This is a genomic window from Rhodanobacter ginsengisoli, assembly GCF_042657065.1.
GTDB lineage: Bacteria > Pseudomonadota > Gammaproteobacteria > Xanthomonadales > Rhodanobacteraceae > Rhodanobacter > Rhodanobacter ginsengisoli.
In genome coordinates, this window is the sequence record NZ_JBHSNF010000001.1 from 301,334 (window position 1) to 315,178 (window position 13,845).

General features: G+C 65.0%; 14 protein-coding genes. 8 read left to right on the forward strand and 6 right to left on the reverse strand.

What is annotated here, in order from left to right; all coding sequences use genetic code 11:
- Nucleotides 1–30 precede the first annotated feature (30 nt).
- From ACFPPA_RS01205 to ACFPPA_RS01215, 3 genes are all read left to right on the forward strand, one after another.
- Nucleotides 31–642 carry a hypothetical protein gene (locus tag ACFPPA_RS01205; protein ID WP_377316464.1) on the forward strand — a complete coding sequence of 204 codons (612 nt, stop codon included), beginning with the start codon at nucleotides 31–33 and terminating at the stop codon, nucleotides 640–642.
- 29 nt (nucleotides 643–671) lie between these two features.
- Complete coding sequence (locus ACFPPA_RS01210) at nucleotides 672–1,265, forward strand: GNAT family N-acetyltransferase (protein ID WP_377316466.1); 594 nt, start codon at nucleotides 672–674, stop codon at nucleotides 1,263–1,265.
- A gap of 262 nt (nucleotides 1,266–1,527) precedes the next feature.
- Nucleotides 1,528–3,756, forward strand: a complete 2,229-nt coding sequence (locus ACFPPA_RS01215) for an AAA family ATPase (protein WP_377316468.1) — start codon at nucleotides 1,528–1,530, stop codon at nucleotides 3,754–3,756.
- A gap of 150 nt (nucleotides 3,757–3,906) precedes the next feature.
- On the opposite strand, the gene ACFPPA_RS01220 is transcribed toward ACFPPA_RS01215, so the two are convergent.
- From ACFPPA_RS01220 to ACFPPA_RS01235, 4 genes are all read right to left on the reverse strand, one after another.
- Complete coding sequence (locus ACFPPA_RS01220; RefSeq protein WP_377316470.1) at nucleotides 3,907–4,260, reverse strand: HNH endonuclease; 354 nt, start codon at nucleotides 4,258–4,260, stop codon at nucleotides 3,907–3,909.
- Nucleotides 4,261–4,494: 234 nt separating this feature from the next.
- A complete protein-coding gene (locus ACFPPA_RS01225) occupies nucleotides 4,495–5,907 on the reverse strand; it encodes a cryptochrome/photolyase family protein (protein WP_377319417.1) in 1,413 nt (470 codons plus the stop codon).
- Between the two features lie 35 nt (nucleotides 5,908–5,942).
- Nucleotides 5,943–6,605: a ChrR family anti-sigma-E factor gene (locus tag ACFPPA_RS01230; RefSeq protein WP_377316472.1), complete on the reverse strand. Its 663-nt coding sequence runs from the start codon at nucleotides 6,603–6,605 to the stop codon at nucleotides 5,943–5,945.
- Nucleotides 6,602–7,237: a sigma-70 family RNA polymerase sigma factor gene (locus tag ACFPPA_RS01235; RefSeq protein WP_377316474.1), complete on the reverse strand. Its 636-nt coding sequence runs from the start codon at nucleotides 7,235–7,237 to the stop codon at nucleotides 6,602–6,604. Before ACFPPA_RS01235 ends, ACFPPA_RS01230 begins: the two co-directional genes overlap by 4 nt.
- Before the next feature lie 237 nt (nucleotides 7,238–7,474).
- On the opposite strand from ACFPPA_RS01235, the gene pssA reads away from it, so the two are divergent.
- Complete coding sequence (pssA, locus tag ACFPPA_RS01240) at nucleotides 7,475–8,869, forward strand: CDP-diacylglycerol--serine O-phosphatidyltransferase (protein ID WP_377316476.1); 1,395 nt, start codon at nucleotides 7,475–7,477, stop codon at nucleotides 8,867–8,869.
- Here the strand turns inward: pssA and ACFPPA_RS01245 are convergent.
- Together ACFPPA_RS01245 and ACFPPA_RS01250 are read right to left on the reverse strand one after the other, a co-directional pair.
- A complete protein-coding gene (locus ACFPPA_RS01245; RefSeq protein WP_377316478.1) occupies nucleotides 8,853–9,473 on the reverse strand; it encodes a GNAT family N-acetyltransferase in 621 nt (206 codons plus the stop codon). The genes pssA and ACFPPA_RS01245 overlap by 17 nt on opposite strands.
- A 14-nt stretch (nucleotides 9,474–9,487) precedes the next feature.
- Nucleotides 9,488–9,694 carry a YdcH family protein gene (locus ACFPPA_RS01250; RefSeq protein ID WP_377316480.1) on the reverse strand — a complete coding sequence of 69 codons (207 nt, stop codon included), beginning with the start codon at nucleotides 9,692–9,694 and terminating at the stop codon, nucleotides 9,488–9,490.
- A gap of 109 nt (nucleotides 9,695–9,803) precedes the next feature.
- On the opposite strand from ACFPPA_RS01250, the gene ttcA reads away from it, so the two are divergent.
- The 4 genes from ttcA (at nucleotide 9,804) to ACFPPA_RS01270 (ending at nucleotide 13,811) form a co-directional block, all read left to right on the forward strand.
- Nucleotides 9,804–10,667 (forward strand): tRNA 2-thiocytidine(32) synthetase TtcA, encoded by an 864-nt coding sequence (gene ttcA / locus ACFPPA_RS01255; protein WP_377316482.1) that lies wholly within the window; start codon nucleotides 9,804–9,806, stop codon nucleotides 10,665–10,667.
- Between the two features lie 42 nt (nucleotides 10,668–10,709).
- Nucleotides 10,710–11,912 (forward strand): amino acid aminotransferase, encoded by a 1,203-nt coding sequence (locus ACFPPA_RS01260; protein WP_377316484.1) that lies wholly within the window; start codon nucleotides 10,710–10,712, stop codon nucleotides 11,910–11,912.
- 83 nt (nucleotides 11,913–11,995) lie between these two features.
- Nucleotides 11,996–12,913: a recombination-associated protein RdgC gene (locus ACFPPA_RS01265; RefSeq protein WP_377316486.1), complete on the forward strand. Its 918-nt coding sequence runs from the start codon at nucleotides 11,996–11,998 to the stop codon at nucleotides 12,911–12,913.
- A 127-nt stretch (nucleotides 12,914–13,040) separates the two neighbouring features.
- Nucleotides 13,041–13,811 (forward strand): M48 family metallopeptidase, encoded by a 771-nt coding sequence (locus tag ACFPPA_RS01270; RefSeq protein ID WP_377316488.1) that lies wholly within the window; start codon nucleotides 13,041–13,043, stop codon nucleotides 13,809–13,811.
- Nucleotides 13,812–13,845: the final 34 nt, after the last annotated feature.

Below are 13,845 nucleotides of genomic sequence, written 5' to 3' on the forward strand. Positions count from 1 at the left end.
AGCCGCCCCTCCACTCCATCGTTGGGCATCATGAAAGCGTCGTTCCTCGCATTGAGCCTGGTTCTCGGAATTGCCCACGCCGCGGGTCCCGTGGTGCCGCCGCCTTGGCCTGTCCCGGACATCAAGCCAGGTCCGGTTGTCGCTCAGCCTGTCACGGGAATCACGATCGGCGCGTTCGGTATCAAGCTCGAGCAAACCACATTCGAAGACGTTGCCGCTCACCTCGGGAGCGCCCCTGTGGGGCAACGCGGTGACGCCGGCGGGTTTCAGATGTGGGTTTGCTACACGCTTCCAGCGATGCACGCTCGCCTTTGGCTTACGTCGAGTGAACTTGGAGGGAAGCAGTACATTGATGGCTTTGTTGTAAGGCGAGAGCCCGGAAATGTTGGTGCGGAAACGATGTGCCCCGCCATTGCCGGCGCGCCGTCTGCCATCGCCACGACCGACCACGGCATTTCGCTCGGCAGTACCGAGAGTTTCGTGGAGGCTGCCCTCGGTAAGCCCAATGAGGCCCCGGATTCCGTCGTGTACTACGCGTACCTTGGCAAGGAGGCTGGGTACGATGTGTCCAGCGTCCTGGCTCTGAAAATCAAGAATGGCGCGATCACTGAAGTTCACGCCACGCACTCAGCGACCGACTAGGCCCACCAAAACAGGAGGCTTGGGCAAGTGTGGGCTCTTCAAAAAAAGTGCACTATGCCCCCGATTTCTTCATGCAATCAGGCGCTTTCCAGGAGTCGACCTTGCCCGTCATTCGCCCAGCCGAACCATCCGACGCACGGCGTCTCGCCGAACTGGCGGAGCTGACGTTTCGAGACACCTTCAAGGCGACCAACACGCCTGATGACATGAACCTGCATTGCGCGAGCCATTACAGCGAAGCCATCCAGGGGCGGGAAATCGCGGACCCGAAAATGGCGACCCTGGTCTGTGAGCACGATGGCGAACTCGTCGGATTCGCCCAGCTTCGCTGGGGACATACCCCCGACTGCATCAAGGCCGAACGGCCCGTCGAGATTCAGCGCCTGTATGTCCGCGAGGCGTGGCACGGAAAGGGCATCGCGCAGGAGCTCATGTCCGAGTCCATGGCACTAGCCAGGGCTTCCGGCGCCGACCAGGTCTGGCTGGGGGTGTGGGAGCGCAATCCCCGCGCCATCGCTTTCTACAGGAAGTGGGGCTTCGCAGAAGTGGGCGATCACATCTTTGCTGTCGGAAGCGATCCGCAGCGCGACATCATCATGACTCGGGTGGTTAGCTCCGAGTGATTAAACGCCCGAAGTCTGGAGCGGTGTCGATTTTTCGACAGTGCACTCTGACCCTGAGGCTTGTTGTCAGTAGCAAACAGGGTCGTGGCTGTCCCGGAGCGCGATGTGGGGAATAGGATGGATCCAGTATTCGATGGCCTGGCGCTCCCCGATGATGCGGCGCGGCTGGAAAACAAGGCCGGCACAGTGTTCATCGGCTACCAATAAATACGGAAACGTTGCTGGTCAAGGCAACCTGGGCTGGGTGCTGCAGGGGAAGGGCATGATCAAGAAGATCTCGATCCACAATTACAAGAGTTTTCACCCGACCACGCTCGCAGCTATCGATTTCGATACAGGCAAGCAGGCCACCTTCATCTACGGCTTGAATGGAGCGGGCAAATCAGCGATCGGAGAAGTTGTTCATGGTCGCTCTGTCCAAGACGATAAATTTGCGCACTGTCAGGTCGAGACGACGGGGACTGGCCCGTTTCGTCATCTGGTCTACAACCATGCGTTCGCGGGCCGAGTAATCGGTGAGACGATGCAGGGGATATTCACCATCGGTGAGGTGGATACTGCCAAGCAGAAGGATATCGACGAAAAGGACGCAGAGAACGCAGCGCTGAACATTGATGTAACGATGCTGCGCGGGCGGATTGAGGTGGCGCAAAAGTTGGTCGATGACGAGATCTCTCGCGGCATCGACGACATTTGGAAAGCCCATGGCACCGGAAAGGCCACGAAGTTGGCGAGCATGCTGGAGGGCTATGGAAGGAACAAGAAGGGCTTTTTCAATGATCTCCGGACCTATGAGGTAGTCCAAGGCATCAAGCTGGACACCATCGCACGGTTGGAGCAGCGCTATGCAGATGTATCTGGCACTGAGGCTAGCAAAACTGTGTCTCCGATCGACCTCTCAGGCTTGGCAGAGATCGAAGAAGATGCCATCTGGGCGGATCCAGTGGAGGTGTCAGCTGCCAGCCGACTAGCTCCCCTCATCGCTAAGTTGGGAAATGGTGATTGGGTCGACCAGGGGCGGCCTTATGCGTGGGACGAGCAATGCCCGTTCTGCCAGCAACGGTTGCCCCACGATTTCGAGGATGAGTTGGCCAAGCTGCTTGAAGGTGGTCGGAAGCTCAAGATCGACAAGATCGCCGGGCTGGTGTCGAACTACGCGTTGCGTCTGGAGCAGCTGCAAGAGCGCATGAGCGGCGTGTTTGACGATCCGATTACGAAGGAGACGGGACTGGAGCTGGCTTGGAGCAAGCTGGAAGGCCAGATGAAAGCCAGCCTGTCCTTGATGCGCACCAAGCAGGCCAAGCCCAGTAACGCGATTAAAATCGCGGTTGCCGATCACCAGCCCATGAGAGATGCCTTGGCTGCACTGAAAGCGAAGGTGGATGACTTCAACAAGCGGATCCTTGACCGCAGCGGTGAGCGCGCCAATATCAGGAAGATGTTTTACGGGGTTTTGCAGGCGGATCGCGTAGAGGCGTATGCAGCCCACGATGCGGCTCTTGCACCGCTAGAGGCACAGTTGACGGCTGTGAAGGCCCGCAATGTCGAATTGGAGCAACGCATCGCTGCCAACACGCTTCGCCTGGCCGAGCTTCGCGGCCAACAAACTGGCGTCGATGCATCCGTCGAAGCCATAAATGCCCGCTTACAGGACATGGGGATCACATCGTTCTGGATCACGAGAAAAGATGGGGATGGTCACCTGTATTGCCTAGCAAGGCCGCATGACGTCAATTGCAGCGCTCAGTCTCTCAGTGAAGGCGAAAAAACTCTTATCTCCTTCCTCTATTTCATCGAGCTGATCAAGGGCTCGCATGAAGAGGCCGGGAATGTTGAGGTGAGCAAGACGATTGTCGTGATTGACGATCCGATCTCCAGCCTGTCACAGAACTACATCTATGACGTAGCGACGATCATCCAACACCAGCTGATCAAGCCTTTGGCCGGCTTGCCCAAGGTGAGGCAGGTGATTGTTCTTACCCATAATCTATTTTTCTTCCACGAACTTATCTACCAACTTGCCGGTGGATCGCTAGAGAAGGCAGCAGCCAAGTGTCAGCTGCTCAGGGTTCAGAAGAACGACTACTCAGCGGTCGTGGCACTCGACCCCTTGGCGCTCATGAACGATTACGATGCGCTGTGGCAGGTGCTGCGCGATGCGCGAGATAACAAGGCCCCCGTCCAAGTCGTGCCCAATACCATGCGGTGCATTCTCGAACAGTTTTTTACTTTCACAGCTGGTACCGCTGACCTAGCCAATGCTCTGAAATGCTTGGCTCTTGCTGATCACTCGAATAAGTTCACGCCTCTTGAGCGATACCTAAATCGGGGTTCGCACAAAGATGGGATCAATGGTCCGCCCATCGATTGGTCGCAATACGACATCGACTACTACATGGGCAAGTTGCGTGCCTTGCTTAAGGCAGTCGGGCACGAGAATCACTACCTCCGCAAAATGGGCGAGGAAGTGCCGCAGGTTTCTGTGGCCTAGGGGATTGCTGAAGATATTGGCGAGAACGGGGCCAAGTTCACTTGCTGCCGCAATGCGAGCGGAATAAGTGAGCCTGCCCCCGCTTCTGTTGAGCCCATCCTCCAGATCGTGGTTTTCCTTGTGCGATTGGATGCGATCAATCGTCGGTGATCACACCCTCGGTGCAGACCTTACAAGCGTTCGATCGTGCCACCGGCCTGTGCGAATACGCCTGATCACGTACGCATGAAATTCCGCTGGCGGTAACGGATGCTTGCAATGGTGTCGGCGGGTATTGCACCACCAGCATGCAGCAACGATGTTTTCTTGAATGTTTCCTCCTCCTTCGCATCGCGGCACCAGATGCTCTGCGGTACAACGAAAGTGCATGGCCTGACGCATGGTGAATCCGCGCTGGCGAGCAAACGTGGCCATGTCTATGAGCCACATTGGAAGCTGGCAGTAGAAGCACTGCCCGTGTTGTTGCTTGAAAGCATGGGCGCGCTTCGCCCGAAAGTTGGCCATGTCGAAGATCCCTCGCTAAGGGTAGAAATAAAGAGGTGGTTTGATTCCCGCCGCGCCTCTGGCGTCAGAACGGGCACCCAGCGAATATCCTCGTCATGGGCACAACACTGGCGGATATCACCGATCAGCCGTTGCTTTATAAGCCCGGTAGCGAGCGCATTGCAAGCCGACCCATGGACTAGGCGCGAACCAAAGCGCAACTTCGCAAGTTACCTCTGCGCCGCAAACACGAAGTCAGCGCGCGAGCGCGCCATAAGCCTCCAGCGCTAGCTGCCGCGACTCCCCCAGATCCACCATCTGCGCCGGATAGCCGCTGCGCCTGAGCAGATCGGCATCCTTCCACGGCTCATGCAACAAAGCCAACGGCGCCTCCGCCAACTCCGGCAACCACCGCCGCAGATAGACGCCATCCGGGTCGAAGCGCTTCGCCTGCGTAACCGGATTGAACACGCGGAAATACGGCGCGGCATCCGCGCCGCAGCCGGCCACCCATTGCCAGCCCAGCGTATTGTTGGCGAGGTCGGCGTCGACCAGGGTGTCCCAGAACCAGCGTGCGCCGTGTTGCCAGTGCTGGCGCAGGTTCTTGGTGAGGAAGCTGCCCACGATCATGCGCACGCGGTTGTGCATCCAGCCGGTATGCCACAGCTCGCGCATGCCGGCGTCGACCAGCGGGATGCCGGTGCGGCCGCGCTGCCAGCGTTCCAGCGCGGCCGGATCCGCGGGCGCCCACGAAAAGCCGTCGAAGCGCGGGTTGAAGTTGTCGGTCGGCGTGTGCGGGAAGTGATACAGCAGGTGATGGGCGAATTCGCGCCAGCCCAGTTCGCGCAGATACGGCTCGATGTCGGGACGGCGTTTCGGGTCGGTCGCGCCGGCGCGACGCTCGAGGGCGAAGTGGATCTGCCGCGGCGAGATCTCGCCGAAGTGCAGGTGCGGCGACAGGCGCGAGGTGCCGTGACGTGCGGGCAGGTCGCGCGCGCGGGCGTAGTCGCCGAGGGCGTCGTCGCCGAAGATCTCGAGCAGCTCTTGCGCCCCCGCTTCGCCCGGTTGCCAGCTGGCGGCCAGGCCATCGGCCCAGGCGATGCGCGGCAGCAGATCGAGCGCCGCCAGCGCCAAGCCGTCGGGCAGGTCGCGCCAGCCCGGCACGCGGGGCGCGGGCAGCGGTTCCACCGCCTGCAGCTGCGGGCGCAGGTTGCGCCAGTACGGCGTGAACACCTTGTACGGCAAGCCCTGCTGGGTGGCGATCTGCCAGGGCTCGCACCACAGCGCGGCGTTGTGGCTGTGCACCGCGATGCCGTCGTCCTGCAGCGCGCTCTTGATCCGCGTGTCGCGGGCGATGGCGGCCGGCTCATATAGCCGGTTCCAGTACACCGCGCCGGCGCCGCTGGCGGCGATCAGCGCGCGCAGGATCTGCAGCGGCTCGCCGCGGCGCAGGTGCAGGCCGGCGCCGGCGTCCCGCAGGCCGCGCTCGAGCGCGGCCAGTGAGTGGTGCAGCCACCAGCGACAGGCGCCACCGGCCCGCCACGCGCCGTCGTCGTCGCCGTGGATGAACACCGGCAGCACCTGCGCGTGCTCGGCGCAGGCGGCGCTCCACGCGGGATTGTCGGCCAGGCGCAGGTCGCGGCGGAACAGCACCAGCGCCGTGCTCATCGCGCTGCGCCCGGTCGATACCGCCACGGCCGCGCTCAAAAGCCGAACAGCGGCTGCAACGTGCGGGCGACCCAGCCGGAGAACTTCAGCGGCGCGTCGGTGGCGGCCACGCAGATGCACGGCACGCCCGGCGAGGTCACCGGTTGATGGTTCGTCTCGCCATCCAGGTCGGCGACGTCGCCGGGACCGAAATGGCCGAGCATGTCGTCGTAGGCGCCGTCCAGGATCATGGTCAGCTCGTTGCCGCGATGACTGTGCAACGGCAGCTTGCTGCCCGGCGCGATGCGCAGCAGCATCAGGTCGCCGCCGCTGATGTCCCTGGCCAGGATGCGCTGCACGCCGGGCGCCACGCGGCGCCAGCGCAGCGCGCGCAGGGAGTGGCCGAACCAGGGATGCAGCGCGCTGGGCAGCCGATCCGGGTCGGCTTCGGCCACCACGTCGACCGGCGGCGCCGGTGGCTCGAGCGCCGGCTCGACATCCAGCCGGGCCAGCATGGCGACGCGCGCCTCCTCGCTCGGCAGGTCGACGCGCTGCTGCTGCATCAGCACGCCGCCGATCTGGTCGGCATCGAGCAGGCGCGCGCGGCAGGTGGTGCAGCGCTCCAGGTGCGCGGAAGCGACCACTGCCAGCGCCGCCGGCAGCGCGCCGGCGGAATAGCTGAGCAGGGTGGCGTCGTCGAGGTGGTGGTTCGGGCTCATCGCGGCGCCCTCATGCTGCCCTGCAGTTTCGCGAAGGCGCGCCGCAGCGAGGATTTGACCGAGCCCAGCGGCATGTCCAGTTCAGCGGAGATCTCGCTGTGGCTTTTGCTTTCGAGGTAACACATGCGTACGAGCTTGGCCTGCACGGGGGGAAGGCGATCGATCGCCTGTTTCAGGATGTCCTGGTCGACGGACGACTCCGGTTGCGAGTCGAGCCGGGCGGACTCGGCATGATCGAGCCGGTCCAGGCCGTCCTGGATCGGCAACCAGTGCGGCTGGCGCCGCACGTGGTCGATGTACAGATTGCGCGCCACCCGGTACAGCCAGGTGCCCAGGCTGGCACGCGCCGGATCGAACATCGCGGCCTTGCGCCACAGCGTCAGCAGCGCCTCCTGCACCAGCTCGTCGGCCATCGATTCGGGCACGCCGAGGTTGCGCAGGTAGCGCTGCAGGCGCGGCGCGAAATGATCGTAGATGCGCATGAAACTGGCGCGGTCGCGCCTTGCCGACACCGCGGCCATCTGGGCCGACCAGTACAGCGCGTCGGGCGCGGCGTTGCTCAGGGAAGGGGACACGTGTCGTTTCGCCCGGAAGGGCGTTACCTCGGCGACCGTTTGATCTGAACCCATCATACGCATGTTCCCGTCGCACATGACCGCGTGCACAGCCCGCCGGAAAAGCGGGCTTCATCTGGGCTGCATACGTCGACGAACGGATTTTGGATGCACCCGGCCGCCGGCCGGCGAGGGGCCTGCCCCGCCCACTCGGGGTGATCGGCGGGTGTCCGGACACGACACGGCCACGCCGCCGCGGTAGGCGCCTGCGGCCGGGTTTGCGATGATGGTCGGCATGACCGATCGTTACGACCGATGAATAGCCTGATGACCGCTCCCGGCCGGCTCGCCCGCCGGCTGTTGCCGTTTCCCCGCCGTGCGCGAGAATTGCTGGACACGCTGCCCGCGTTTTCCGTGCCGGCCGATGCCATCCAGGGGCTGCCCGATCCGGTGGCTTTCCGGCAGACCCTGCTGCGGCTGATCGGCGAGGCCACCCGGCGCATCGTGATCGTGACCCTGTACCTGCAGGACGACGACGGCGGGCGTGAAGTGCTCGAGGCGCTGTATGCCGCCCGGGCGCGCCAGCCGGACCTGCAGATATCGGTCTTCGTCGACTGGCATCGCGCCCGGCGCGGGCTGATCGGCAAGCAGAAGAGCGAGGGCAATGCGGGCATGTATCGCGCGTATGCCGCGCGGCTGGGCGCCGGGGTGAACATTTACGGCGTGCCGGTGCAGAACCGCGAGCTGTTCGGCGTGCTGCACCTGAAGGGTTTCGTGATCGACGACACCGTGCTGTACAGCGGCGCCAGCCTCAACGACGTCTATCTGGCCCGGCACGGGCGCTACCGGCTCGACCGCTATCACGTGCTGCGCCATCGCGGCCTGGCCGAGGCGATGGCCGCTTTCGTGCAGCAGCATCTCGTCGGCAGCGAGGCGGTGCGCCCGTTGAACGTGGCCGACGTGCCGGCCACGCGCACGCTGCAGCCGGCGATCCGCGATTTGCGCCAGGACCTGCAGCACGCGGCCTACGAGGTGCCGCGCGAGACACCGGCACCCGCCGACGTGGCGGTGACGCCGCTGCTCGGCTTCGGCCGCACCGACAACACGCTGAACGAGGTGCTGCTGGCGCTGCTGCGCGAGACGCGCGAACGGGTGATCCTGCTGACGCCGTATTTCAACCTGCCGCGCCCGGTGCGACTGATGCTGGGCCAGCTGCTGCGGCGCGGCTGCACGATCGACATCATGGTCGGCGACAAGACCGCCAGCGATTTCTACATTCCGCCGGATCAGCCGTTCAAGACCATCGGCCTGCTGCCGTACCTGTACGAAAACAACCTGCGCCGGTTTGCCCGCGCGCATCGGCGGCAGATCGACGAAGGCCAGCTGAATCTCCATCTGTGGCGTGACGGCGACAACAGCTACCACCTGAAAGGCCTGTTCATCGACGACGACGTGGCGGTGCTCACCGGCAACAACCTCAATCCGCGCGCCTGGTCGCTGGATCTGGAAAACGGCTTGCTGCTGCGCGATCCCGCGCGCCTGCTGCATGCCAGCCATGCGGCCGAATGGGCGAGCCTGCGGCGGCATGCCATGCGGCTGTCCGATTACCGTTCCCTCGAGAGTCCGCGGCACTACCCGGCGCCGGTGCGCAAGAACCTCAAGCGGCTCAATCGCACCCGGCTGGATCGCCTGCTCAACCGGCTGCTGTGATCGCCCGGGCCTGGCCAAGACGCTGCAGTCGCAGGCCCAGCCAGCGATCCACGTCCGGCCATTCCGTCGCCAGGATGCTGTAGCAGACGGTGTCGCGCAGGCTGCCGTCGGGTCGCCGCTTGTGCGCGCGCAGGACGCCGTCACGATGGGCGCCGAGGCGTTCGATCGCGCGTTGCGAGTCGAGGTTGCGGTGGTCGGTGTGCAGCTCCACCGCGACGCAGTCGAGCGACTCGAACGCGTGGCGCAGCAGTAGGCGCTTGCAGGCGGTGTTGAGATGGCTCTTCTGCCAGCGCTTCGCATACCAGGTGTAGCCGATCGCCAGCCGCGGCAACTCGGGCACGTAGTCGTAATAGCGGGTGGTGCCGACGATCTCGCCGCTGGACGCTTCGCGCACGGCGAACGGCAGCATCAGGCCGTCGGCCTGGCCCTGCAGGGCCTTCTCGACATAACCACGGGCCTGCCCGGGTGCCGGTGCGCTGGTGAACCACAGGTTCCACAGCTCGCCGTCGGCGGCGGCCGCCTCCAGCGCGGGCACGTGGTCGAGGCTCAGCGGCTCCAGCGCGACATGCTCGTCGTGCAGGCGGGTCGGGGCAAAGGAAGTCATCGGCGGGTTCGGGCTCAGGCGTCGAGGTCGGGGATCAGCTTGCTTTCGAGACGGGCGATGTTGTCCTTCAGCAGCAGCTTGCGTTTCTTCAGCCGGGTCAGCTGCAGTTCGTCGCGACCTATCCCGCTGGCGAGCTTGGCGATGAACGCATCAAGCTCACGGTGCTCGATCCGCAACTCGGCCAGGAGGTGGACGATTTCGGCGTGATCCTGAACCTGCATGGTGATGGCAACGCGTGGGACGGTTCTCCTAGTTTAACGCCGTTTGGCGCCTCGGAAGCCGAACCGCCGGCCGGCTACAATGGCGGCTCTTTCCGTTCGACTGGCCCGCATGTCCGCATCGTCCGACCCGATCCACCCGACCGTTGCCGAGGCCGGCAAGCTGGCCCGGCGCCTGCGTCATCAGGTGGGCCAGGCGATCGTCGATTTCGGCATGATCGAGGACGGCGACAAGGTGATGGTGTGCCTGTCCGGCGGCAAGGATTCCTACACCATGCTGGACCTGCTGCTGCAGCTGCAGGCCAGGGCGCCGGTGCGATTCGAGCTGATCGCGGTGAACCTGGACCAGAAGCAGCCGGACTTCCCGGAACAGGTGCTGCCGGACTATCTGCGCGCCCGCGGCGTACCGTTCCACATCATCGAACAGGACACCTACAGCACGGTGACGCGCCTGATTCCCGCGGGCAAGACCATGTGCAGCCTGTGCTCGCGGTTGCGCCGCGGCGCGCTGTACACCTGGGCGGCGGCCAACGGCATCAGCAAGATCGCACTGGGCCACCATCGCGACGACATCCTCGCCACCTTCTTCCTGAACCTGTTCTACCAGGCGCAACTGAAGGCGATGCCGCCGAAATTGCGTTCGGACGACGGCCGCCACGTGGTGATCCGGCCGCTGGCGTATTGCCGCGAGAGCGATATCGCGGACTATGCCGCGCAACAGCGCTTTCCGATCATCCCGTGCAACCTGTGCGGCTCGCAGGACAACCTGCAGCGCCAGGCGGTGCGGCGCATGCTGGCAGAATGGGAGCAGTTGCAGCCCGGCCGCAGCGAGAACATCTTCCGCGCGCTGGGCAATGTGTCACCCTCGCATCTGGCCGATCGGCAGTTGTTCGATTTCGGTGTGCCCGGTGCCGGCGCCATGGATGGGCCACCCGATGCCGACGCAGCGGATGAGACCGCCGCCACGCAGGCTTGACCGTTCCGCCGCCCTTTCCATCTCACCTGTCGAGTACTCACCGTGTCCTTCTTTGCATCCGTTGAAATGGCCCCGGGCGATCCGATCCTGGGTTTGACCGAGACCTATCTGGCCGACACCCGGCCGGGCAAGATCAATCTCGGCGTGGGCATCTATGTCGACGAGCAGGGGCATGTCCCGCTGCTGCGCACGGTGCACGAAGTGGAGCTGGGCCTGGCGTCGGCGGCCAAGCCGCGCGGTTATCTGCCGATCGATGGCCTGCCGGCCTACAACCAGCTCACCCAGCAACTGCTGTTCGGCGCGGGGTCGCCGCTGCTGGAGGCCGGCCGCGTGGCCACCGCGCAGACCATCGGCGGCAGCGCCGCGCTGCGCGTCGGCGCCGACCTGTTGCGGCAGGTCGCCGGTGCGGGCGCGAAGATCGCGATCAGCAACCCGAGCTGGGGCAACCATCACGTGGTGTTCCGCACCGCCGGCTTCGAGCTGCTGGAATACCGCTACTACGATCCGTCCAGCCACGGCCTGGATCTGGCCGGCATGCTGGAGGACCTGGGCAAGCTGGAGCCGGGCACCGTGGTGTTGCTGCATGCGTGCTGCCACAACCCGACCGGGGTGGACCTGGACGCGGTGCAGTGGCAGCAGGTGATCGCGCTGCTGCAGGAGCGCAAGCTGCTGCCGTTCATCGACATCGCCTACCAGGGCTTCGACCAGGGCATCGCGGCGGATGCCACCGCGATCCGGCTGCTGGCGGCCTCGGGGATCGAGGCGTTCGTGGTGGCCAATTCGTATTCCAAGTCGTTCTCGCTGTATGGCGAGCGGGTCGGTGCGCTGTCGATGGTCGGCGCCGATCGCGACGAGGCGGCGCGGCTGCTGTCGAAGATCAAGCAGACCATTCGCACCAACTATTCCAGCCCGGCCGCGCACGGCGCCAGCCTGGTCGCCGGCGTGCTCGGCAGCAGCGAGCTGCGCGGGCGCTGGGAGCAGGAGCTCGGCGAGATGCGCACGCGCATCCACGCGATGCGGGCCGGCCTGGTCGAGCGGCTGGCAGCGCACGGTGCACCGGATTTCGGCTTCATCCAGGGCCAGGCCGGCATGTTCTCCTATTCGGGCCTGAGCAAGGCCCAGGTGCTGCGCCTGCGCGAGGAACATGCGATCTACGCGCTCGACAGCGGCCGCATCTGCGTGGCCGCGCTCAACCGCGCAAACCTGGACACGGTGGCCGCGGCCGTGGCGGCGGTCACCCGCTGAGCCCCTTCATCGCGATCCCGGCCCGGGCCGGGATCGCGGCAGCACAACCCCGCCTTCGGGCCGCCACTCATCACGGATATTGAATGTTTTTTCGCAACCTCACGCTGTTCCGCTTTTCCCCCGCCGTTGCCACCGATCTGAACCGACTCGACGAAGTCCTGGCCGAGCATCGGCTGCGCCCGTGCGGACCGCTGGAAATGTTCACCAAGGGTTTCGTGCCGCCGGTCGGGCGGGGCGAGGGCGAGCCGCTGACCCACGTGGTCAAGCAATGCACCCTGCTCACCGTCGGTGGCGAGGACAAGCTGCTGCCGGCGGCGGTGATCAATGACGAGCTGCATCGCAAGGTGCAGAAGATCGCCGAGGAGGAAGGCCGCAAGGTCGGCGGACGCGAGCGCAAGCGGATCAAGGAGGATTTGCTGACCGAGCTGCTGCCGCGCGCGTTCGTGCGCCAGTCGCGGATGTCCGCTTACGCCGACCGCAAGAACGGCTGGCTGGTGCTGGACACCTCCAGCCGCAAGTCCGCCGAGAACGCGCTGACCCAGATCCGCGAGGCACTGGGCAGTTTTCCCGCGGTGCCGCTGGCGCCGGAGGAAGGTCCGCGGGTGCTGATGACCGACTGGCTGGCCAACGGCAACCTGCCGGCCGGGCTGGCCCTGGGCGACGAGTGCGAGTTGCGCGATCCGGCCACCGCCACCGGCGCGATCGCCCGTTGCCGTCGCCAGGACCTGGACGCCGAAGAGGTCAAGGAGCATCTGCGCAACGGCAAGCAGGTGTTCCTGCTCGGCCTCACCTTCGACGATCGCATCAGCTTCGTGCTGGGCGAGGATCTGGTGATTCGCAAGCTGAAGTTCCTGGACGTGGTGATGGACGAGCTGGGCGACAGCCAGCAGGATGCCCACGCCGAGATGGACGCCAGCTTCGCCCTGCTGACGCTGGAACTGGAGCGGCTGCTGGGCAAACTGGAGGAATGGTTCGGCCTGCCGCGTCCCAACGACGGCTGAGACGCCCGCCGGGCGGATGTTTGCCCCGGTCGTGACAAATAGCTCTTGCACCGGACCCTCGGTTTCCCCACATACTGACCCGACACGCCGCGTTCGCCGCGGCGTGTCGGCAGCGACGGGCAGGAACATGGCGCAACATCTGGAAGGCGACTGGCTGGAACTGGCAACGGCGGGCGGCAGCACCATCCGGGTGCTGAAGGCCGCCCATCCGCGTGCGCGTCGCCTGCGCCTGACGGTGACGCCCAAGGGCGCGCGGGTGTCCTATCCGCACGGCACCCATCCGGCCCAGGTCAGCGCGTTCCTGCGCAGTCACGCCGACTGGCTGGAGCAGAAGCTCGACGAGCTGAACCTGATCGTGAAGCCGTTGCCGCCGCTGCGCGTGGGCTATCCCACCGACTTTCCCCTGCGCGGCGAGACCGCCACGCTGGACTGGGCCGAAGGGCCGTATCCGCGCATCGAACCCGGCGCCGACGGCCTGACCCTGGTGATCCCGCGTCCGCACACCCGCGCGCTGCCGATCGCACGCGGCCTGCTGGCGTCGCACCTGGAGGCGCAGATCCGCCGCGATGTGTCGCGCTGGCTGACCGGCTACGTGCCACAGCTGGGGCTGGCCCCGACCTCGCTGCGCATCCGTCCGATGAAGAGCCTGTGGGGCAGCCTGGACACGCGCGACCGTATCAACCTCGATCTGGCGCTGGCGCTGGCGCCGCCGGCGGCGCTGCGCTACGTGCTGGCGCACGAGTTGTGCCACCTCAAGGTGCGCAACCATTCGCCGCGATTCTGGGCGCAGGTGGAAAACCTGTTTCCCGACTGGCGCGTGCAGCGCGACTGGCTGCGCCAGCATGGTGCGATCCTCAAGGCCGAGCTCGATCGGCTGGTGGCCGACGTCGCCGACTGAGTGCGGGGCTCGTGGCGTCCGGGTGTCCGGCATC

Excerpts from the sequence above, each read along its gene's own strand:
- ACFPPA_RS01205 (WP_377316464.1), top strand. The coding sequence starts at position 31 with ATGAAAGCGTCGTTCCTCGCATTGAGCCTGGTTCTCGGAATTGCCCAC.
- ACFPPA_RS01215 (WP_377316468.1), top strand. The coding sequence starts at position 1,528 with ATGATCAAGAAGATCTCGATCCACAATTACAAGAGTTTTCACCCGACC.
- ACFPPA_RS01220 (WP_377316470.1), bottom strand. The coding sequence starts at position 4,260 with ATGGCCAACTTTCGGGCGAAGCGCGCCCATGCTTTCAAGCAACAACAC.
- ACFPPA_RS01225 (WP_377319417.1), bottom strand. The coding sequence starts at position 5,907 with ATGAGCACGGCGCTGGTGCTGTTCCGCCGCGACCTGCGCCTGGCCGAC.
- ACFPPA_RS01230 (WP_377316472.1), bottom strand. The coding sequence starts at position 6,605 with ATGAGCCCGAACCACCACCTCGACGACGCCACCCTGCTCAGCTATTCC.
- ACFPPA_RS01235 (WP_377316474.1), bottom strand. The coding sequence starts at position 7,237 with ATGATGGGTTCAGATCAAACGGTCGCCGAGGTAACGCCCTTCCGGGCG.
- pssA (WP_377316476.1), top strand. The coding sequence starts at position 7,475 with ATGAATAGCCTGATGACCGCTCCCGGCCGGCTCGCCCGCCGGCTGTTG.
- ACFPPA_RS01245 (WP_377316478.1), bottom strand. The coding sequence starts at position 9,473 with ATGACTTCCTTTGCCCCGACCCGCCTGCACGACGAGCATGTCGCGCTG.
- ACFPPA_RS01250 (WP_377316480.1), bottom strand. The coding sequence starts at position 9,694 with ATGCAGGTTCAGGATCACGCCGAAATCGTCCACCTCCTGGCCGAGTTG.
- ttcA (WP_377316482.1), top strand. The coding sequence starts at position 9,804 with ATGTCCGCATCGTCCGACCCGATCCACCCGACCGTTGCCGAGGCCGGC.
- ACFPPA_RS01265 (WP_377316486.1), top strand. The coding sequence starts at position 11,996 with ATGTTTTTTCGCAACCTCACGCTGTTCCGCTTTTCCCCCGCCGTTGCC.
- ACFPPA_RS01270 (WP_377316488.1), top strand. The coding sequence starts at position 13,041 with ATGGCGCAACATCTGGAAGGCGACTGGCTGGAACTGGCAACGGCGGGC.